Below are 21,490 nucleotides of genomic sequence, written 5' to 3'. Positions count from 1 at the left end.
GGGACAGGGTATTTAGGGGGCAGGACGCCGTAAATACATCCCTGTAGGCTTGATGGCAGCATCCCTGCTGCCAACACCTGGAACCACAAGGATGTGGCGAATGCAGAAAACGCAGGAGCAGTTTTCTGCCCCCCTAAATGCCCTGTCCCACCTTACGTTGGTAGCCGATAAATATTCTGTATTAAACGGCTAAAATCTTAAGCGAATCTGAACGAGATGCAGAATTTTATTTTATTGTGCGGTGAGTTTATTCAGGACTAAATGTTAGCCGCAAATCTGGACCCACTTGGCGTGTATCGATTAAGCGTAAGTTTTTTTTATCCGCCATTGTAAGAAGGTTGGGTAAATGAAATAAACCGCGTCCCCCGTCGCCTAATAAACACGGTGCTAAGTAAATAATTAACTCATCAATAAGGTTGTTGGCCAGTAAAGCACCGTTCAGTATAGGCCCTGCTTCGATTAAGACATTATTACAGGCTTGCGTAGCAAGAAAGCTCATCACGGCTGATAGCTCTAAGTGTTGCCCACTTAAAGGTAACTGGTGTATCTCAAAGCCCTTATCGGTTAAAGCTTGGATTTTTTCTGACTCGGCTACATGGGTTAAAACAAGGGTTCGACCGGGTTGCTGTACGATTTGCGCGTTAATAGGTGTGCGCAACTGGCTATCTAAGATAACGCGTAACGGTTGTTGTACCGGTACATTGACACGGGCCGTCAGACGTGGGTTATCGGCTAATAACGTGTTAATACCGGTTAAAATAGCGGAGCTTGCTGCGCGTAAATGTTGTACATCGGCGCGGGCTTGGGCTGACGTAATCCATTGACTATCACCAGCGGCTGATGCGGTACGACCGTCTAAACTCATAGCGAGTTTGCTTGTAACAAAAGGCCGGTTTTTAGTCATGCGGTTAATAAACCCCCGATTCAGCCGCTGTGCTTCGCTGGCTAATACGCCAGTTACGACTTCAATTCCAGCAGCGGCTAAGCGCGCTAAGCCTTGGCCTTGGACTAATGGGTTAGGGTCTTGCATTGCCGCAACTACGCGTTTAATACCTGCGTTGATTAACGCATCGCAGCACGGTGGTGTTTTGCCGAAATGACTACACGGCTCTAACGTGACATACGCCGTCGCGCCGGTTACATCAGGTGTCATCGCAAGGGCATTGGCTTCGGCATGGGGTTGGCCTGCGCGTTGATGCCAGCCTTCAGCAATAATCTGCTGGTCTTTGACAATGACGCAGCCTACGCGAGGATTAGGGTCGGTAGTATAACAACCTAACTCAGCCAGCTTTAGCGCTCTGGCCATAAAATATTCATCGAGAGGCATCGTCTTGGTCTTGTAAATGCGCAATCATATCGGTGAATTCGCTTAAATCTTGAAAGCTACGGTAAACCGAGGCAAAGCGAACAAAAGCCACATGGTCTAATAGGCGTAATTCTTTCATGACTTTTTCGCCTAGCTGTTGCGCGCTAATTTCGCGTTTCACCGCTGGCGATGAGTTCTTTTTTGATTTTATGCAAGGCTTGCTCTATCGCTTCGCTTGCAACCGGACGTTTTTCTAGGGCTTTTAACATGCCTGAACGTAATTTCAGTTCGTCGAAAGGCTCGCGTAAGCCATCACGTTTAATGACTCTCGGTAAAGTGAGCTCAGCGACTTCAAAGGTGGTAAAGCGCTCTTTACATACCGTACATTCCCGGCGGCGGCGGACTTGGTCGCCCTCGTTCGCAAGTCGCGAGTCTAAAACTCGTGTATCTTGCGCCGAACAAAACGGACATCGCATAGCTGATTGGCCTCAATAAATAGTTTTAATACAAGTGGTTGTTAAAACGCGCGATTCTATCTGAAAACAGGGCTATAAGCATGATATTTATCGAGAGTTGAAAGAATTGCAGCTATTATAAAGATAACCTCTGAAATTATTTATAACATATTAATCAATTTCGTTATTTATGTTTGCTTATGCGACATTTCTCAACGATAATCCGCCCCTGGTTTAACTTCTTACTATTGGCACGTTCATTTGTGATGCTACGGCGTATTTCTGGGTTGCTTATCGGCGTTGTGTTTTGGTTTAACCCAATGGCCTGTGCGTGGGCTGAGACTACGGAAGATTTAACCGATTTGCCAATAGAAGAATTATTAAATATTGAAATACTGAATGCCTCAAGATCGGGGCGGGATGCGAGTACGGCCCCTGCTTCGGTTAGCGTGTTAACGGCAAACGATATTCGTGCCTTTGGTTGGCGTACCTTAGCTGAGGCGATGAATGCGATTCGCGGCATTTTTAGTGTCAATGACCGGAACTATACTTATCTAGGTGTGCGTGGTTTTTGGCATTCTAATGATTACAACTCGCGGATATTGCTGGCGATAGATGGACAGCGTATGAATGATAACGCATTCGATGGTAGTTATTACGGTCAAGAGTTTTTATTAGATATGGACTTAATCGAACGTATTGAATTTATTCCAGGATCTGGCTCATCAGTATATGGAGCGAATGCGTTTTTAGGCATGATTAATGTTGTGACCAAAAATGGTCAGGCATTAAGTGGTGTGCAAGTGAGCGGCGAAGCGGGTAGTTATGATAGTTACAAGGGGCGTTTTAGTTTTGGCAAAAAATTAGCTAACGATGTCGATGTCTTGCTATCTGGGTCATACTTCGATAGTGCCGGTGTGCCTAATCTTTATTTTCGCGAATTTGATAGTCCAGAAACAAATAACGGTATTGCCCATAATTTGGACAGCGAATCAGCACAGCGTTTATTGGCGCGTGTGCAATACCATGATTTAACGCTAACAGCAGGTTATGTTGACCGTTTTAAGCAAGTACCGACTGCGGCGTATAACGCTATCTTTAACGACCCTGGCTTTTTTACCGTTGATAAGCGTTTTTTTTACTACAGCTAAATATCAAACTCCTCTCTCTGAAGTTTCGTCATTAATTGTAAGAGGGTTTTATCAAGGCTATGAGTATTTTGCTGATCAGCCTTACGATTATGGCGGCCGAGTTGTTAACCATGATGAGGTCAGTAGTCGCTGGGTGGGTGGAGAGGTACAGTTTAATACGCAATGGCGTGATGCCCATAAACTGATGTTGGGCTTGGAATATCAGTACGATGACCGAATACAGTTGGTCAATTACGATTTTGAGCCTTATGCACTTTATCAAAATAGTAACCGGCAAGGACACCGAGTAGAAGCTTATTTACAAGACGATATACAATTGCTGGATAACCTGATTTTTAGCGCCGGTGCGCGTTTGGATTATCACCACATGCTAAAAAAACTGCAATTGAATCCTAAGCTAGGTTTAATCTGGATGCCGCGTAGCGATTTAACGTTGAAAGCGCTCTATAGTTCGACGTTTAGAGCGCCTAATGCTTGGGAACGTGATTATCAAGCTGGCGCAAACAATGCGGCTAATCCTAATAATTACGAAGAGTTGTATAAAAGTTATGAGGCGGTTGCGGAATGGCGACCGCAGTCTGATTTAAAAATAACCGGTAACTTCTTTGTAAACGATATTGAGCAAATGCTGGAACAAGAAGCCTATCCTGTTATTGGTGTCTATGGCCCATTTGTCAATATTGATAATTACCAAATCTATGGTTTTGAAGCAGAAATTGAAAAACGCTGGGATGATGGTCGAATGTTTAAGCTGTCTTATACCTTTAATAAAATGAACGACTTAGAGGGACAAGATCAGTGGGCGCAAGGTTCACCACAACACTTAGCTAAGCTACATTATAGTCAACCGTTGTTTAAGCGCAGTGTGTCGTTAGGTTTAGAAAACATTTTTATTAGCGAGCGTAAAACACAGCAACATGGCATTGCACAGGCTTACGATTTGATTAATGTTAATTTAACAACCCAGCGATTATGGCCTGGTCTGCAAGCATCGGTAGGTGTGTATAACTTACTGGATAATCATTATGAGATGCTAGGCGGTGCCGGTTTTTACGACATTATTCCTGATAAATTGCCAATGAATGGACGGGAATTTCGGCTAAAACTGCAGTTTACCTTTTGAATATGAGAGAAAAGAGGGTTGCTATGCACGATAACCTACATTTTAAACCTTTAAAACAGGTTGCTAAAGCAGCATTATCATGGGTTATTGTCAGTTTTACTGGTTTAGCCTATCCCGCTAACCAACTGCCTGAGGCCGATTCCGGGCCTGATTTATCAAAGCTTAGCATAGAGTCGTTATTGGATTTGGATTTGCGTTCAGTGATGAAGTCTTCGACGGGGGCTAAAAATGCGTCGGCAGCATTGTTTATTTTAACCGCCGATGATATTCGACGCTCCGGCGCGACTACCTTGCCTGAAGTATTAAGGTTAGTGCCGGGAATTAGTGTCTCGCGTATAGATGGTAATAAATGGGCAGTCGCGATACGTGGGTTTAATAATCAGTTTTCCAATAAATTATTAGTGTTACGCGATGGACGTAATTTATATACACCGATGTTTTCAGGTGTTTGGTGGGATCAAGAAGATGTATTGCTAGAGGATATAGAGCGCATTGAAGTGATTAGAGGGCCGGGCGCCAGCCTTTGGGGCGCGAATGCGGTGAATGGTGTTATCAATATTGTCAGCAAAAAATTAACCGATAGCCAGAATACTTTAGTTTCTGCGCATGGTGGCTCAATGCGTAAAGGCGGTGGTATCCGTTATGGTGCTGATTTAGGTAATCAGGCTTATCTTAAAGTGTTTGGTCGTTATCGAGAATATGATGCATCGACGCTAAATGGACACAGTGAGGATGCGGGCGATGATGGGCGCTTAAGTAAACTCGGTATGCAATTCGATAAGGCATGGCTAGGTGATAAGCTAAGTCTGCAAGGTGAGGTTTTTTCCGGTTGGAGCGGTGGCGCTAATCAGGTTTCGCCACGCATAAGTAACTTTAACCAACCCGCTTTAGCGCCGCCTTATTGGTACGAGCAAGAAACCGATTTAGGGTTGTCGGGTCATTACCTGATGGCGCGCTGGCAGCATCAATTCAATGATGATTCTAGCACTGTCTTACGTGCCTATTGGAATCGTAATGAGCGAAAATCTAGCGCTATTGGCGCACATTATCGTATCGATACCGTTGATATAGATTTTCAGCATAACTACCGTTGGTTTGAGCGCCACCAAATCGTATGGGGCTTAGGTGCGCGTTTAAATTTTAACAATACCGATAATAGTCCTTATCTGGGTTGGCTACCTAATCAGCGGCAAGATGAAATCTATAGCTTTTTTGTACAAGACGAGATTACGTTGCTGCCTGAGCGTTGGAAATTAACGCTAGGTAATAAACTTGAACATAATCCTGTGACTCATGATGAGTGGCAGCCCACTATTCGACTTGCGTTTACGCCAAATGACAAGCATACCGTGTGGGCGTCGGTATCGAGAGCAGTGCGCACGCCGAATTGGGCTGAGCAAGATATTTCTTACAATGCATCGATTGTTACGCCGTTTGGCAATGTTGCTGCATCACCGTTTACGCCGGTGATATTAGTCAATGCTGTTGGCAATAAGCAGCAGGACTCAGAAAAACTTCTTGCGTATGAAGTAGGCTGGCGTGCTCAGCTGACGTCGAGTTTAACCAGCGATGTTGCGTTTTACTATTACGACTATGACGACGTGGCAGCTACTTCGTTAGGTGCGTTGGATTTTTCTACGCTTTATTCCGGTTATTTAATCCAGCCGGTGACTTTTAGTAACGCAGGTCAAGCGTCGATAGTTGGTGGAGAAGCATTTCTCGATTGGCGTGTGTCCGATGATTGGCGGTTGCGTGCCAGTTACAGTTTAGCGCAGCAGCATTTTACCGGCAGTCAACCTGGGCAGACGACTATTATGTTTGCAGGTAGTGTCCCTACGCATCAAGCAATGCTGAGTGCTACTTATCAGCTTAGGCCCGATACGATGCTGGATTTAAATTGGCGTTATGTGGATAGCGTCAATGTGGAAGGCGACAGTGTTCCAGCTTATCACGAATTGGATGCGCGCTTGGCTTGGCAAGTGAGTCGGTCTGTTGAATTGTCTTTGGTGGGAAAAAACTTACTACACGAGCATCATCTTGAGTATGGCAAGGTATTTTTTTCAGTACCTACGCTGGTGCAGCGTGAAGTATACGCGACGATTCGGTGGGAGTTTTAAGTGGCTAGACTGCGGCATTTTTTTGCTGAAGCCATTACTCATCGCGTTTTTGATAACGAGTCAAGCCTATGCTCTGCCGCAAACAGGTACGGAAGCGGCGGTTAAAACGGCTTTCTTGTTTAATTTCTTTAAGTTTATTGAGTGGCCGAATGACTTAGCACAAGATACTTTTGTGTTATGCATGGCCTATGAAGATGATTTAGGGACGACATTAAGAGCGTTAGAAGAAAAAACGATTAATGAAAAACCTGTGCTTATTCACCGTGATGTGACAGGCGTGGAGTTAAAAAATTGTCATATTATCTATATTACCGGCGGAGCGCATTTAGAGGCCGTCATAGCGCAGGTGAAAGACTTGCCTATTGTCACTGTCAGTGAACAAGCGGATTTTCTTAAACAAGGCGGGATTATCAATTTAGTCGCCGATAATAATCGCTTAGGTTTTTCCATCAACTTGGCGCAAGCGAATAAATTAGGCCTGCATTTTAGTGCTAAATTATTAAAGCTTGCTAAGCATGTTGTGGCCAGTGAATAACATGAAGGCCATATTAAACTATAGCAATAGTTTGTTAAGCGTGTGCTTAGCATTAATCAGTGTAACGACTTATGCCGAAGACTTAACCGATTTATCTTTAGAAGAATTGGTGAATGTAGAAATTGTCAGTGCGTCTAGGATAGGCCAGCAGACCAATAAGGCGCCTGCCTCAGTAGCTATTATTACCGCTGATGATATTCGTAAATTCGGTTGGCGGACGCTAGCGGAGGCTTTAAATAGTTTGCGCGGTTTAAATACCTTTAGCGATAGGAACTACACGTTTTTGGGTGTGCGTGGTTTTTCACGTTTAGCCGACTATAATTCTCGTACCTTAGTGATGATAGACGGCTTACGCATGAATGAAAATGTTTACGATTCCGGTAATATCGGGCATGAATTCATGTTGGATTTAGACTTAATTGAGCGTATTGAATTTATACCCGGTTCCGGCTCAACAATTTATGGCGCTAACGCGTTTTTAGGCATGATTAATATTGTGACTAAGCAAGGTCACGCATTAAACGGTAGTCAATTAGCTGGTGAAGCCGGGACTTTTGATAGTTATAAGGGACGGTTAAGCTATGGCAAACGTTTCGATAACGGTGCAGATTGGTTGATTTCCGCGTCGCATTTTGACAGCGCTGGTGTGGGTAATTTGTATTTTCCCGCTCATGACAGTTCTGAGACCAATAATGGTATCGCTCATTATCGTGACGGCGAGAGCAGTACGCGCTTTTTTACCAAAGCTAACTGGAATGACTTAACACTAAGTGCTGGTTTAGTTCGGCGCTATCGAGACGTACCGACCGCGCCCTGGGGCGACATTTTTAATGACCCCGCTGCGTATGATGACGATAAGCAATTTTTTGTTACAGCTAATTATCAACACGACTTATCGGATAACACGGCTTTGCGGGCGAGTGCTTTTTATCAAGGTTATGATTATGAATCAGAAAGTGCTTATGATTTAGGCGGGCGTGTGATTAATCGCGATATGACCTCAGGCCGTTGGTTAGGTGGCCAAGTACAGCTAACGAGTCGTGTGTTTGAACACCACCGTTTAATGACGGGTTTAGAATATCAATATGATTTAGAACAACATTTACTTAATTACGATATTAATCCCTATTATGTTTATGGCGATGATAAGCTTAGCGGACATCGAGTTGAATGGTATGTGCAAGATGATATTGAATTACACGAGGATTTTACCGCGAGCTTAGGTATGCGTGTCGATTATCTGCATTTGCTGAAAGATGTGCAAGTAAACCCTAGATTGGGTTTGATTTATAGCCCTAGCGATGCGTTAGCGTTGAAATTGTTATATAGCTCGACGTTTAGGGCGCCTAACTCAGCTGAGTTAACCTATAACCGGTATTACCCAGGCCAATTACCGACTCTTAATGCCGAAGAAATTCGGGATTATGAAGCAGTCGCTGAGTGGCGGCCTGAGCCTAGCCTTAAGTTATTAGCGGCGTTACATATGAATCATATTGATGATTTGTTGGAGGCTAATGAGGACGGGATGCTTGTTAATCACGGTCATTATCATACCTATGGCTTAGAACTCGAAGCGGAGAAACGTTGGCAGAATGGTCGGTTGTTTAAGGCATCTTATGCATTTAATTACTTAGCTGATGAACATTTAAAAGAAGCGCGTGGTTATGGTTCACCTTTGTTTATGGTTAAACTACACTACGCCGAACCTGTGTTCTACCATCGTGCGACGTTTAGCATAGAAAATATTTTTATTTCTTCACAAAAGACTTTCTCAGGTCAGTCTACCGATGCGTATAATCTGTTAAATCTGCATTTAACGACTGAGCCTCTGCTTAATGGTTGGACGTTAAGTTTAGATGGGTACAATCTTTTGGATACAGCCTATGAAGTGCCTGGCACGGGTGTTAATGACATTCTAACGATGAATGGCCGGGAACTTAGGATTAAACTAATGTTTAGCTTTTAGTCGATGGCATAATGCTTATAACTCGTTATTTCTACTTAATCTATTCAGCTACGGGATTATTGTTACGGTTTTTGCTATGTGATTGCATAGCATACCGTTATCAATCGATGACGCTTCTATTACCCGCCTCGTTACTGTCATTAAATGTGTTAGCCGCTAATCAAGTGCCTGATAATGCGACTCCCCCTGATTTGACGGACTTAGACTTAGAGCAATTGGTAAACCTTGATGTAACGTCGATTACTAAAACCGCGACCGATGTTAACGAGGTGCCGGCAGCGATTTTTGTCATTACTTCGGACATGATTAAACGTTCGGGCGCGACTAATATCCCCGAAGTGCTACGCTTAGCACCAGGGCTGCATGTTGCACGCATTGATGGTAATAAGTGGGCCGTTACTATTCGTGGCTTTAGTGGTCAGTATGCGAATAAATTGTTAGTGCTAAAAGACGGTAGGACGCTTTATACACCGATGTTTTCGGGTGTTTGGTGGGATCAAGAAGACGAGATTATGGAAGATATTGAACGCATAGAGATTATCCGTGGTTCTGGAGCTAGTCTTTGGGGGGCTAATGCGGTTAACGGCGTGATTAATATCATTACCAAATCGGCTAAAGCGACTCAAGGTGGCTTTGCCAATGGTTATGGCGGGAATCGTCGGACTGGAGGTAGTGTACGCTATGGCGTGGATTTAGGCCATGAGGCGCAATTAAAAGTCTTCGGTCGCTATAGCGAATATGATGAATCCAATTTACAAGGCTCTAGCACGAATGCGGGCGATGCTAGCGAATTAAAAAAACTAGGCTTTCGGTTTGATAAAAACGTTTAGCGCCAGCGACCAATTAACCGTGGAAGGCGATTATTTCGCGGGGTTTAGCGGCGGGGCTGAACAAGTGTTTAATAATTTATCAGATATTCTGACACCTGTTACGGCACCACCTTATAGCAAAACCTTAAAAACCGATGTGGAGCTACAGGGGCATTATTTAATGGGGCGTTGGGCGCATACCGTTGATGATGAGACTAGCACATTGCTACGCATGTTTTGGAGTCGTAACGAGCGGGATGCCGATTTAACCGGTAATCGTTATACCATTGACATGGTCGATACTGATTTTCAGTACAATACTCGCATAGGCAATCATAGTATTGTTTGGGGTGCAGGCATTCGGCTGAATAGTAATGATGCTAATGATTCGGTGAATTTAAGTTGGACGCCTACTAAGCGTACTGATGAGATAGTTAGCTTATTTGCCCAAGACGAAATCGTTTTACAACCTAATTTATGGAAACTAACGTTGGGCAGTAAGTTTGAACACAACCCTGTTACGGAGTTTGAGGTTCAACCCAGTATACGGCTAGCCTATACACCTAATAGCCAGCACCTGATATGGGGAGCGGTTTCACGCGCGGTACGCACGCCGAGCTGGGCTGAACAAAACATTACCTATCCTGCACGTATTATTCCGCCTGTTGGCGGTGGTTTTGCCTCACCGTTTAACCCTGTAACCTTAGTTGCTATTAACGGTAATCCAGACGTTGATTCAGAAAAATTATTGGCGTTTGAGCTAGGCTGGCGCGGCGAGTTAAGTTCGCATATCAGCGCAGATGTCGCGTTGTATTATTTTGATTATGAACAACTGATGAGCTGGACGGCACAGCCATTAGACTTTTCTCATCTCGTTCAAGGTTATGTCGTCCAGTTGCTGCGTTATACCAATTTAGGGGCAGCGCAAACCTATGGCGGCGAGGCTTCAATCGAGTGGCGGGTAAACGATGTTTGGCGGTTACGCGCTAATTATAGCCATATAGGTGGCTATTTTTCTATTGATTCTGCGGCTAGCACGACGCAAGCGTTATACGCCTATTCAGTACCTGCTAATCAGGCGATGCTGTGGTCTATGCATCAATTAACCCACGACCTTAAGCTGGATTTAAATTGGCGTTATGTAGAAAGCTATAAGAGTGTGGGTATTCCATTAGGCGATTACAATGAGTTGGATGCGCGTTTGGCTTGGCAATTAACGCCCGCTATTGAACTGTCATTAACCGGAAAAAATTTATTGAATACCCGGCATTTGGAGTCGGGCAGTCAACTCTATCCTGTGTCTACCCCAGTTCAGCGTGAACTGTATGGCGCTATTCGCTGGAGTTTTTAGCCGGTGCGAAGGTTTTTAACATTGCTCGCGTTAGCGTTGTTATCGGTGCGATTGCTGATACAGCCTATGGCAAGTTATGGGCAAGATACTAGCGAGGCGGCTGTTAAAACAGCTTTTTTGTACAATTTTTTTCAAATTTGTTGATTTTCCCGATAGCGATAATTTAACTCAATATACACTGTGTACTTATCAAGATGATTTAGGGGATAGCTTGCTAACCTTGCTTGACAAGCAAGTTTCTGGTAAGTCATTGATAGTGCTGAGGAATCAAGACGTTGAGCAGTTAAAACACTGTCAAATCGCTTATTTAGGTGTATCCGCTGCTACTGTCGCCGCGCAGTTAAAGCGCTTTCCCGTTTTAACGGTGGGTTCTGCGCCTAATTTTTGCTGAGCAAGGTGGCATTATCGGTTTTACGGTCAAAGATAATCGTTTAAGTTTTGAAGTGAACTTGGCAACGGCTACTCTTGCCCATGTATATATCAACGCTAAGCTATTAAAATTAGCTAGATATGTTTATTCCGATTAAACGACGCGTATACGAGATGCCGAATAACACGTTTGCTAATTTGCCCATTACCAAAAAGCTACAGCGCTTACAGGTCATTACGGTGAGCTTGGCATTAGTGTTTACGTTAATTTTTAGTACGTTAACGGAGTTATGGAAGCAACATAAGCAGATTATTCGTGATGCCGAATCTATCGGTGAAATGATTGGGTATAACGCAGAGGCGGCGCTCGCTTTTGATGATATGCGTTCTGCGACAGAAATTTTATCGGCGTTGTATAGCAAGCCTGAAATAATGGCGGCGCGGCTTTATACGCTGCAAGATACGCCGTTAGCGCATTATATTGCCGATGGGCGTAGCATAGAATTTCCACATTCTGCTCACGAGTTTAGGCAGCAATCAGGCGATATTCGGATGAATTTATTAACCTATGAGTTAATGAAAACCGTAAAGCCTAAAAACGATGTTGAAGGTTATTTGTTTTTAGTCGTCGATTTAGAGCCAATGTGGTGGGGCTTGGCAGAAAACCTAAGTCAAATTTTAGCGGTTATGTTATCCGCTTTTATGTTAAGCGCACTCTATGGCAAGCGTTTAGCACAAGGCATTTCTATACCGCTGATTAAACTGGCTGCGATTGCTCAAAAAAGTTTCAAAAGATCAAGATTATTCGGTACGCGCACAAGGTGAGGGTGACGACGAAATAGGTCAGCTAGTGACCAGTTTTAATCGAATGATAGAGCAAGTGCAAGAACGTGATGCCAAATTAAAACGGCAACAAGAACGTTTAGAGTTAGAAGTCGATATTAGAACCCGCCATTTGCGCCGGTCAATGCAACAAGCGCAAGCCGCTAATATCGCCAAATCCCAATTTTTAGCGACGATGAGTCATGAGATTCGTACACCTATGAACGGTGTATTAGGCATGACAGAATTATTGCTAGGCACAGAGCTAACCGCAACGCAACGTGAATACACCGAAACGGTGTATAGTTCAGCAGATTCATTACTCAATATTATCAACGATATATTGGATTTTTCTAAAATTGAGGCCGGTAAGTTAGAGTTAGAAGATATTGATTTTAGCCTAGCTGATTTGGTTGACCAGTTATCGGTATTTTTCTTTGAACGCGCTCATGCCAAAAATATAGAGCTGAGCTGTTCATTGCATCCTACTACGCCAGAAGATGTGCGGGGCGACCCTTATCGCTTACGGCAAGTATTAACCAATGTGTTATCGAATGCGATTAAATTTACCGAGCGAGGGTTTGTGCGCTTACTAGTGCAACCGGTTAGCTGTAAAGATCATCAGTTAAAGTGCCGACTATTGTTTAGAATTTTCAATACGTGATACCGGCATAGGCATAAGCAAAGATTCCATGCCTAAATTATTTAAATCCTTTAGCCAAGCCGATGGTTCGACGACGCGAAAATTTGGCGGCTCAGGTTTAGGGCTTGCGATTTGTAAAGAGCTTTGTGAATTGATGGGTGGAACTATTAGCGTATCGAGTGAATTAGGCGTAGGCACTGAATTTACTATACGATTACCTATACAAAAAGCTTTGGGGCCAGTATCTACCGGTTCCGGTATTTGTGAAGACTTACGCGGCAAACGTGTATTAGTGGTTGAAGACAACGCGACTAATGCAAAAATCATGATGAATTATTTATTAGGATTTGGCATGAATCCGCGTATTGCCGAAAATGGCACGCGTGCTTTAGAGCTTATCGCACAAGCTGAGCGCTTAGGTCGTCGCTTTGATGTTGCATTGATTGATATGAAAATGCATGGTATGACGGGGGCTGAATTAACTCAGTTAATAAGACAGGAGCCGAAACTTAATACTATGCACACGGTTATTATTACGTCTAGCGCTTACGAAAATGAGTTAGTCGATATAAAAGCGTCGGGCTGTGATACTTATTTGCACAAACCCTTGCGTAAAACGAGTTTGCAAAATGTTTTGCAAAGTTTGTTTAGTCAACCTACTACGTTTGATGAGACGCGTAACCGGTTACAAGGCATCCGGGTTTTGTTGGCGGAAGATAATCCTGTAAATCAGAAAATCGCGAAAACCATGTTAAACGTTATGGGCTGTATTGTCGAAATCGCCGAAAATGGCATAGAGGCATTAACCTTGTATGAAAAACAGAAATTCGATGTGATTTTAATGGATTGTATGATGCCAGAGATGGATGGTTACACCGCTTCAGTAGAGATTCGTAAGCGCGAATATGAATTTGACTGGCCAGCCGTGCCTATTGTGGCATTAACCGCTAATGCAATGACAGGCGATAGGGAAAAAGTGCTTACAATCGGGTATGAATGATTATTTAGCGAAGCCGATATTACAAGATGTTTTACGCGATAAAATTTTTAGCCTTCGTCAAGCCTAAAGCTAGCCAATTAGACGATGGGGTTATCGCAAACGAAGCCAGCATAGCGCCAGTGGAGATAACCTTGGATAACTCTGTGACACGATTTGATCCAGCACCTTTGCTGACGCTTAAAAAAATGGGCGGTGACGACTTTGTTGCTACTATTTTGGACCTATTTAATACCAGTGCTAGCGAACACGTTGCTAAATTACGCGAAGGTTTATTAAGCCAAGATGCATTAATGGTGCAACATGCGGCACATAGTCTAAAATCGGCAGCAGCCAATGTGGGTGGAATTGTCTTGGCGGATTTGGCTAGAACCATTGAGCAAGATGCGCGTACCGGTGCTTTATCCTTTGATATTGCGCTAGCTGACGAGCTGAACAAAGAATTTCAACTGCTTTTGCCTTTATTATCGAAAGGACCTTTATAACAATGACAGAGCACACTGACGCTAAGCATCTTATCTTAACCATAGATGATGACGATATGATGCGGTTAATGTTGCAACAAATTCTGCAACGTGACGGTTTTTCCGTTATTTTGCGCAAGTAACGGTCAACAAGGTATAGACATGATTAAATCCCAGTCGCCGGTTCTGGTATTACTGGATGTCATGATGCCGGTGATGGACGGTTTTGATTGTCTTAAGGCGATACGCGAAATTGATGATTTCGCACTATTGCCTATTGTTATGATAACAGGCGCTGATGATTATGACTCGATTAGCAAATCATATCTGTTAGGCGCTACGGATTTTATCGCCAAGCCGATTAATTGGACGACCTTAAGCCACCGATTGCGCTATTTGTTACGAGCAAGTTCAGCGCTGACACTATTAGCGAAAAGCGAAGCCGAGTTACGCATGGCACAGAAAATTGCCCATTTAGGCAGTTGGGAGTGGGTTTTTAGCGAAGAAAAGGTCAGTTGCGCATGTCAGGCGATTAAAGTGCTCAGTGAGGAAGTGTTTGACGGTAGTTTTGTAGACTTTTTTCAATCGTTTACTAAATCTGAAGCAGAAAAACTGAGTTTAGCGCTAGAGCGTTGCCGAGTTCATAAGCAAAGCTTTCAATTACAACTGATTAAGCATTCAGAGCTTAACAGCGACAGAATTTATCTGATTCATGGTGAACCTATTGTTATTGATCAAACAGTCACGCGCATATTAGGTACGATACAAGACATTACCGAGCGGCAGCGTATACAAGAACAAATCCGCTTTTTATCCTATTACGACCAGCTCACCGGCTTGCCCAATAGAGTCTTATTTAAAGAAGTTATTGAGCAAGCGATAGCGTTTAGTTCCCGTAACCATACGCAATTAGCAGCGTTGTTTATTGCTATTGATAGGTTTAAGCGGATTAATGAAACCTTAGGGCCTGGTATAGGGGATCGTGTATTAAATTTATTTGCCGATAGATTAGTCGAGCAAGCGCGTCAATGCCCTTTTATCGATATCGATGCCGGCTATCAACTTTCTGATGTCAATCTGTTCAGGCCAAGTGGTAATGAATTCACCATCTTATTAAATAAAATTCATGACACTAGAGACAGTATCAAAGTCGCTAAAAGTATTATTGATGTCATGGTGTTGCCGTTTAGAGTCGAAGATAGAGAAATTTTCTTAAGCATCAACATAGGCATTGCGGTTTATCCTAGCGATGGCATTGATGAAGACAGTTTTATCAAAAATGGTGAGTTTGCTATGAGCAATGCCAAGCAACAAGGACAAAATACTTACCAGTTTTTTTGATAAAACCTTAAATACAGCGGCGTTCCATAAACTGCTGATGGAAAATAGTTTGCGTCGGGCGATAGAGCGCGATGAGCTTATGCTCTATTATCAGCCTAAAATCGATATGCGGAAAAAGCAAATCATTGGGTGTGAAGCCTTATTGCGCTGGCAACATCCAGAATTAGGGATGATTTCACCGACACAGTTTATCCCGATTGCTGAAGACTCAGGTTTAATTATCGAATTAAGCAACTGGGCGTTGAAAGCCGCTTGCGTTCAGATGAAGCAATGGCAAGAGCGCGGCATATCGTTAAGTGTTGCGGTTAATATTTCGGCCAAACAATTTCGCCAACATGGTTTTGCACAATATGTGCGCACGGTTTTAGAAGCGATGGGTATAGCGCCTAGGCTGTTAAAATTAGAGCTGACTGAAAGTACGTTATTAGAAGATGTCAATGAAGCGTTGATTACCTTAAGCGAACTCTGTTTATCCGGTATCCGAATCAGTATTGATGATTTTGGTACAGGTTATTCGTCACTGGCGTATTTAAAAAAATTACCGATTTCAGAGCTTAAGATAGACCGCTCATTTTTAAAAGACATTCCATATAATCAAGATGATATGGCGATTATTAATGCGATATTGGCGCTGGCACATTCACTCTCGCTAGACGTGGTAGCAGAAGGTGTGGAACACGAAGAGCAAGTTGAATTCTTGCTAAAACATGGCTGCGATGTTGCGCAAGGGTTTTTATACAGCAAACCGATTAGTGCCAATGCGTTTGAGGAATTTATTCACGAGTGGAATATTAGCTAACTGACAGATAAAAAAATGCGCATTAACTTCAAACAGTTAACGCGCAGGCTTTAATACCAAAGCAGTTATTTCACGAGGAGGTAAAACACGCCGATTAATGCGTACTTAGTATTAAGCAAATGCAATGCCAATATTTGTTTTTATTTTATCTTATTGATTTTAATTGATTTTATAGTAATTGTAACAATTAAAGACTTTTGAGCAGCACCAAAAACTGTCAGTTTTGTCGTAAAAAGACCAAATGTGTGCAAAATCACAACAGTTTTAGCTGATAGTTCACTGCGAAGTCAGATAATATCGAGACAGAACTAATGCTTAAGGTGGTTCAGCATTGACAAATTTTGGCACCGTCAGTATAGTGCCCGCAGTTCTGTCCCTCTGCCGAGGTGGTGAAATTGGTAGACACGCCAGCTTCAGGTGCTGGTGGCCGCAAGGCCGTGAAGGTTCAAGTCCTTTTCTCGGTACCAAATAAACGTTTTTAAGACATTCAACGAAATACACAAACCCGCAAGTTATCTGGCTTAGCGGGTTTTTTATTGTCTGTCGTAAGCTTAATTGTAAAACGCTGAAAGCGATAACTGCCAAACTTAAGGGGGTAGCTGCTTATGAACAACTCGATTTATCGCCAATTTCATTTTCGCTTTCGTGAGCTGGCTGAACGCTCGGGCTACGCGTTTTGTTTATGATAGTTTAAGGCTTATGCAAGACTATATTCCTTGCAGTGAAATTTGCTTGGATATATTAAGACCGAAAGATAAACACCCCTCAACGATAGAGGCAAAATTACCGGTATTGTCGATAGCGACAGAAAAATCGTTAATTACGCTGGATTATTTTTACAACTTGTTTTTGCACATACCCTTCGCGAAAAGAAACGCGCAAAAGCTGAAACAGCAATATTTATCTGGGGAAGTGCTTACTCCGATTAGCTTTGATGACGACGAAAATGCGTCAAAAGGCATAGTTCACGATTTTTACTTAAATAGCTTAGGGGCATCAGATACCCTTACTGTTGGTGGCTTGTTAAGTACTCACCAATTGCTTAACACATCCAAGACCGAACACGGATATGTGGGGATTTTTTTCATGGCGCGCAACGACGGCAAACGCTATACCTACGAAGAAAAACAACTATTTGCCTATTGCTTTGAAATTTTTTTAGCCGAGCTAAAGCACAAAATCAAAAACGCCTGAAGACAGTTCTTATTTGCCTTATTTACTACTAGAAAACTTCAAGCCCCGTGAGTTTGCCAGCATTAAAACCTGTTTTGATTTAAAGCGACAAAATCAACCCGTAACTCGCGCCAATATTGCCCGTTATCTGCATTTAAACAATCAGACTGACGTTACTGAGCTAGAGCTGAAAAAAGCCTTGGATAAAGTCGATTATGACCTTAAGAAAATTAAGCAGGTTATTTTTAACGATTTAGCAAATGTTACCGACGAGTCGATACTAGCATTACAAGCGACTTTTGATTGGTGTCATATGACTGAAGTCTTTAAAATTTACGCGTATTTCGGTTTTTATCCTGACCCATCTCGCTATCTACGCAGCTATTTGCCGACTAAAATGGGCCAATGGGCGACGGAGTAGTTGAAGAATAAGGGGGCAACCAACGGAGTCATCATGCAAAATACCGCACTGGCAAAAGCTAGAGAATTTCATCATCGTTATCTAAAACTGTCCGAAGCATCCGGTTATGCTTTGGTGTATGACAGTTTAAAGTTGATGCTTGAGTATATACCTGGCACGGAAATTGGGATTGATATGATAAAAACGGAAAACGAAGATCCTGATGATATTACTCAAGGCAGTATGGTGTTATCGATAGGAACGCCAATCTTCACCAAAACCATAGATGTATTTTATAAATTGCTACCGTACATTCCTTTCGCCAATCGTATTGCCAAACGACTTAAGCGCCAATTGCTAGCTGGTGAGCCTTTAGTTGCTCTAGGCTATGACGATGACGAACACGCGGCTAACGGTATTATCCATGAGTTTTATACAAAAAACGTTTCAAGCCAGCGACATCATTACTACCGGCGGCATATTAGGTTTTTATCAAGTGTTGACCTTGCCTTGTACCCGAGGTTTTTATGTTGCGATTTGCTCTATTGCACGGAGTAAAGACCAAACATTTTCCCACGAAGAAAAACAACTATTTGCGCTATTCTTTGACATTGTTTTTGAAGACTTTAAACGAAAAATCAACACATCCGAAGAATGCGGCTTTTTACCGTATCTAATCCTAAACACATTCAAGCCGCGCGAGCTAGCCAGTATAAAAGCTTGTTTTGATTTAAAACAAGCAGGTCAACCGGTTACGCGCCTTCACCTTGCCCAATATCTGCATTTAGCTAACCGTAGCGACTCTAGTGCCGCTGAACTTAAAAAAGCCTTGGATAAAGTGGATTATGATTTGAAAAAAATCAAATACTTGGTATTTAAGGATTTTGCCGACAGCCAAGATGAACAGGTATTGGCATTACAAGAACGTTATGATTGGCACCACGTTGTTGAAATGTTCAAAATCTACGCCTATTTTGGCTTTTATCCAGATCCTTCAAAACGCTTAGTCAGCTATCTGCAAACTAAAATGGGGGCTTGGGCGACGGAATAATAAGACAAGGACAAAGAGGCTGCTTATGACCCATACTGCGATAGCAAAAGCTAGAGAATTTCATCATCGGTTCTTAAAACTGTCCGATACCTCAGGCTATGATTGGGTTTTTAATGTGTTAACGCTGATGCAAGAATATTTGCCCAGCGATGATGTTTCTATAGATGTGGTTAGACCGGTAAATAATCATCCGGAAACCATAGAAGCCAGATTGCCTGTGCTTGGGATATTAAATGAAAAAAATCAATATGCTTTAGACCTTTTTTTACAACTTGTATCTAAAAATTCCGTTTGCTAAACGCTTAGCAAAGCGTTTCAAACAGCAATTAGTACAAGGCGAGCAAGTCATACCTTTAGGGTTTGCTGACGATGATGAAACAGCGAATGGCATTATTCATAGCTTTTACTCGATGCTAAAGATAGACGATGTGCTTACGACCTTCGGCTTGTTAAACACGCATCAATTGCTTAAGTTACCGGAAACCGAGAATTACTATATCGTTGTATTCAGCATCGCCCGGCATGATGGCCGGTTTTATAGTGACGAAGAAAAACACTTGTTTGCCCATTGTTTTGAACTCTTCTTAGCGGATTTCAAACGAAAAATTGCTTGTGCAGAGCATTGTGCCTATCTGCCCTATCTGTGTTTAGAAAAGTTTAAACCCAGGGAGCTAGCCAGTATTAAAGCCTGTTTTGACCTTAAGCTTAATCAGCAGGCCGTGACACGCGTTAATCTTGCCAATGCGCTACATAAAACTGAGTCAAGCGAAAACTTAAAACAAGCGCTATACAAAGTCGATTATGACTTAGCAAAAATCAAAAAACTGATTTTCACTGATATTAAAAACACGACAGATGCAACCGTTATCGCGCTCATCAATGATTTTGATTGGCCAGATGTTGCCGAGGTTTTTAAACTCTATGCCTATTTTGGCTTTTATCCTGACCTTAATCACTATTGGTACAGTAATTTACCGTCAAAAATGGGCGGATGGGTAGTGAGATAAGCTTGTTTTCTCGTTCCCACGCTCTGCGTGGGAATGCCTACTGGTCTTCAGTTCAGCATTGTTTTCCGTTCGTATCAAATGCGATAGCTTAATCATGGGTATGCATTCCCACGCAGAGCGTGGGAACGAGGTGAACTGCATTAATCGCATCTAACATAATTCATAACCCAGCACAAATTTAAATTATCAAAAAATTCCGAAAAACCTTATCAAAATCGGACAAACAAGTTAATTCTTTGACGCAACAAGCTAGATAATTTTGTAATCTAAGTCCGCTTCTACCGTTTTATAGAAGCAGAAAACCTTTACAGATTGGGGGGATTATGAACTTACTAGCAAGAATGTTTTTGTTCAACGCCGTGTTATTACCCGCTTGTGCGCAATTGCCAGCGCCAACGCCCGTATCATCGCTGATACCATCAACGCTGACCTCGACGACTACATCAACCACAGCCGCCGCGCCTATGCAAGAAGTTTGGCTGAATGCAAAAAGTGCGCAAGCGGATTATAAAACCCTGTCCGAATGCCAAGTTAAGGCCAAAATCACGACGAATCAAATTACTGCAACAGAAAATCCCGGCAGTGGCATTTTGAGCCAGCTCGGTGGCATGGTGAAAGAAAGCCTTGAAGAAAGCAAGCAGTTTGACAACTGCATGATTGCTAAAGGCTACGCCAAAATCAAAGTCGCTTCCGGCCAAACCTTTACCACCGCACAACCAGACCGAAAACGCAGAAAGCATGGGCATAAAAAACCCGACAATCCTTAAAACATTGATGAGTGTGAATGCCGATTGGGAGGCTTATTCACTTAGCGTGTTTCAAGCTAAGCTTGTGTATTTACGAGCCCTCAATATTCAAGGTGTTAGCTTAAGTACGCTATGAATAAGCCTCCCAACCTGCATTTACTCGTTCCCACGCTTTGCGTAGGAATGCATACCCATGATTAAGCTATCGCATTTGATACGAGCGGAAAACAATGCTGAGCTGAAGATCGGTAGGCATTCCCACGCAGAGCGTGGGAACGAGAGGCGTGTGGGATCAGAGAGCATTATCGCTCTTTTGCAGTAAACCTAAGCGGATAGCCTGGGTGATGATGAAAACAATCGCGTTAATGCGCGTTTAATGAGAAATAATTTTTTGATTGGTGGAGGGCTTTATGGCAGTAATTAATGGTACGGCAGCTGATGATACGTTAACAGGCGGCGTAGGGGATGATTCGATTTCAGGGTTAGTCGGTAATGATGTACTGAGCGGTATGGCGGGAAATGATACGTTAAATGGAGGGGCTGGTGACGACACTTTAAATGGTGGTATAGGGAATGATACTTATCAGTTTGGAGTCGGTTCGGGTAATGATTCTATTAGTGAATGGGATTCTTCCGGACGCGGCGGTACGGATCAAATTACGTTTACTGGTTTAAAACAAGCTGATGTAAGTTTTGCCAAAACTAATAATTACGATTTAGTTGCGACCATTAAATCTACCGGCGAAATTCTGTATATATCCGATACGTTTTACTCAAATACTGATTACAACATTGAGTCGTTTAAATTTACCGACACAACTTTGTCATTATCACAAGTTAAATGCTTTAACGCTAACTGGGGATG

Annotated in this window: 23 protein-coding genes, 1 tRNA gene and 1 pseudogene; 23 read left to right on the top strand and 2 right to left on the bottom strand. The window is 42.7% G+C overall.

All coding sequences use genetic code 11. The features are described from left to right. Positions 1-247: 247 nt before the first annotated feature. Both ribD and nrdR read right to left on the bottom strand, forming a co-directional pair. Entirely contained in the window at positions 248-1,327 is a 1,080-nt protein-coding gene (gene ribD, locus VZ94_RS08530; RefSeq protein ID WP_045778903.1) for a bifunctional diaminohydroxyphosphoribosylaminopyrimidine deaminase/5-amino-6-(5-phosphoribosylamino)uracil reductase RibD, read from the bottom strand. Next, a pseudogene (nrdR, locus tag VZ94_RS08525) lies at positions 1,314-1,782 on the bottom strand (transcriptional regulator NrdR). Before nrdR ends, ribD begins: the two are co-directional and overlap by 14 nt. A gap of 227 nt (positions 1,783-2,009) precedes the next feature. On the opposite strand from nrdR, the gene VZ94_RS28570 reads away from it, so the two are divergent. From VZ94_RS28570 to VZ94_RS08445, 23 genes are all read left to right on the top strand, one after another. Continuing rightward, the gene (locus VZ94_RS28570) at positions 2,010-2,912 is read left to right on the top strand and encodes a TonB-dependent receptor plug domain-containing protein (RefSeq protein WP_239649774.1); all 903 of its coding nucleotides are present in this window, start codon (positions 2,010-2,012) and stop codon (positions 2,910-2,912) included. Then, on the top strand, positions 2,884-4,035 hold the full coding sequence (locus VZ94_RS28565; RefSeq protein WP_052700357.1) for a TonB-dependent receptor plug domain-containing protein: 1,152 nt from the start codon (positions 2,884-2,886) through the stop codon (positions 4,033-4,035). Before VZ94_RS28570 ends, VZ94_RS28565 begins: the two co-directional genes overlap by 29 nt. Positions 4,036-4,058: 23 nt before the next feature. Beyond that, positions 4,059-6,152, top strand: a complete 2,094-nt coding sequence (locus tag VZ94_RS08515) for a TonB-dependent receptor plug domain-containing protein (protein WP_082081493.1) — start codon at positions 4,059-4,061, stop codon at positions 6,150-6,152. 22 nt (positions 6,153-6,174) lie between these two features. Further along, positions 6,175-6,687 carry a YfiR family protein gene (locus VZ94_RS08510; RefSeq protein ID WP_052700356.1) on the top strand — a complete coding sequence of 171 codons (513 nt, stop codon included), beginning with the start codon at positions 6,175-6,177 and terminating at the stop codon, positions 6,685-6,687. Position 6,688: 1 nt separating this feature from the next. After that, on the top strand, positions 6,689-8,653 hold the full coding sequence (locus tag VZ94_RS08505; RefSeq protein WP_045778901.1) for a TonB-dependent receptor plug domain-containing protein: 1,965 nt from the start codon (positions 6,689-6,691) through the stop codon (positions 8,651-8,653). An 11-nt stretch (positions 8,654-8,664) separates the two neighbouring features. Beyond that, the gene (locus VZ94_RS22605) at positions 8,665-9,483 is read left to right on the top strand and encodes a TonB-dependent receptor plug domain-containing protein (protein ID WP_082081490.1); all 819 of its coding nucleotides are present in this window, start codon (positions 8,665-8,667) and stop codon (positions 9,481-9,483) included. Beyond that, entirely contained in the window at positions 9,467-10,813 is a 1,347-nt protein-coding gene (locus VZ94_RS08500; RefSeq protein WP_052700354.1) for a TonB-dependent receptor plug domain-containing protein, read from the top strand. Before VZ94_RS22605 ends, VZ94_RS08500 begins: the two co-directional genes overlap by 17 nt. A 76-nt stretch (positions 10,814-10,889) precedes the next feature. After that, positions 10,890-11,204, top strand: a complete 315-nt coding sequence (locus tag VZ94_RS08495) for a YfiR family protein (protein ID WP_045778900.1) — start codon at positions 10,890-10,892, stop codon at positions 11,202-11,204. After that, positions 11,185-11,340 carry a YfiR family protein gene (locus VZ94_RS32700; protein WP_082081488.1) on the top strand — a complete coding sequence of 52 codons (156 nt, stop codon included), beginning with the start codon at positions 11,185-11,187 and terminating at the stop codon, positions 11,338-11,340. The genes VZ94_RS08495 and VZ94_RS32700 overlap by 20 nt, the downstream gene beginning before the upstream one ends. Beyond that, positions 11,324-12,007: a CHASE sensor domain-containing protein gene (locus tag VZ94_RS22600; protein ID WP_082081486.1), complete on the top strand. Its 684-nt coding sequence runs from the start codon at positions 11,324-11,326 to the stop codon at positions 12,005-12,007. The genes VZ94_RS32700 and VZ94_RS22600 overlap by 17 nt, the downstream gene beginning before the upstream one ends. Next, positions 11,955-12,668: a HAMP domain-containing protein gene (locus VZ94_RS22595; RefSeq protein WP_052700352.1), complete on the top strand. Its 714-nt coding sequence runs from the start codon at positions 11,955-11,957 to the stop codon at positions 12,666-12,668. Before VZ94_RS22600 ends, VZ94_RS22595 begins: the two co-directional genes overlap by 53 nt. A 28-nt stretch (positions 12,669-12,696) precedes the next feature. Then, the gene (locus tag VZ94_RS22590) at positions 12,697-13,647 is read left to right on the top strand and encodes a response regulator (RefSeq protein ID WP_052700350.1); all 951 of its coding nucleotides are present in this window, start codon (positions 12,697-12,699) and stop codon (positions 13,645-13,647) included. Between the two features lie 26 nt (positions 13,648-13,673). Continuing rightward, entirely contained in the window at positions 13,674-14,129 is a 456-nt protein-coding gene (locus VZ94_RS22585) for an Hpt domain-containing protein (RefSeq protein WP_052700348.1), read from the top strand. Positions 14,130-14,270: 141 nt separating this feature from the next. Further along, entirely contained in the window at positions 14,271-15,449 is a 1,179-nt protein-coding gene (locus tag VZ94_RS28560) for a GGDEF domain-containing response regulator (RefSeq protein ID WP_239649773.1), read from the top strand. Beyond that, positions 15,409-16,248, top strand: coding sequence for a putative bifunctional diguanylate cyclase/phosphodiesterase (locus VZ94_RS28555; protein ID WP_239649772.1), 840 nt, complete (start codon positions 15,409-15,411; stop codon positions 16,246-16,248). Before VZ94_RS28560 ends, VZ94_RS28555 begins: the two co-directional genes overlap by 41 nt. Positions 16,249-16,628: 380 nt before the next feature. Beyond that, positions 16,629-16,715, top strand: a tRNA-Leu gene (locus VZ94_RS08480). A 232-nt stretch (positions 16,716-16,947) separates the two neighbouring features. Beyond that, positions 16,948-17,442, top strand: coding sequence for a hypothetical protein (locus tag VZ94_RS08475; protein WP_045778899.1), 495 nt, complete (start codon positions 16,948-16,950; stop codon positions 17,440-17,442). A 13-nt stretch (positions 17,443-17,455) separates the two neighbouring features. Further along, on the top strand, positions 17,456-17,842 hold the full coding sequence (locus VZ94_RS08470; RefSeq protein WP_045778898.1) for a transcription initiation factor IIE subunit beta family protein: 387 nt from the start codon (positions 17,456-17,458) through the stop codon (positions 17,840-17,842). Positions 17,843-18,245: 403 nt separating this feature from the next. Continuing rightward, positions 18,246-18,872: a hypothetical protein gene (locus VZ94_RS08465; protein ID WP_192828610.1), complete on the top strand. Its 627-nt coding sequence runs from the start codon at positions 18,246-18,248 to the stop codon at positions 18,870-18,872. Between the two features lie 25 nt (positions 18,873-18,897). Then, complete coding sequence (locus VZ94_RS08460) at positions 18,898-19,170, top strand: hypothetical protein (protein WP_045778896.1); 273 nt, start codon at positions 18,898-18,900, stop codon at positions 19,168-19,170. Beyond that, positions 19,145-19,879 carry a hypothetical protein gene (locus VZ94_RS08455; RefSeq protein WP_045778895.1) on the top strand — a complete coding sequence of 245 codons (735 nt, stop codon included), beginning with the start codon at positions 19,145-19,147 and terminating at the stop codon, positions 19,877-19,879. The genes VZ94_RS08460 and VZ94_RS08455 overlap by 26 nt, the downstream gene beginning before the upstream one ends. A 323-nt stretch (positions 19,880-20,202) precedes the next feature. Continuing rightward, on the top strand, positions 20,203-20,646 hold the full coding sequence (locus VZ94_RS08450) for a hypothetical protein (protein WP_045778894.1): 444 nt from the start codon (positions 20,203-20,205) through the stop codon (positions 20,644-20,646). A 389-nt stretch (positions 20,647-21,035) separates the two neighbouring features. Next, the coding region (locus tag VZ94_RS08445) for a calcium-binding protein (RefSeq protein ID WP_045778893.1) at positions 21,036-21,490 on the top strand (455 nt) is incomplete at its 3' end.

This window comes from Methylocucumis oryzae (assembly GCF_000963695.1).
Taxonomy (GTDB): domain Bacteria; phylum Pseudomonadota; class Gammaproteobacteria; order Methylococcales; family Methylomonadaceae; genus Methylovulum; species Methylovulum oryzae.
This window is presented reverse-complemented; position numbering and strand designations above follow the sequence as displayed.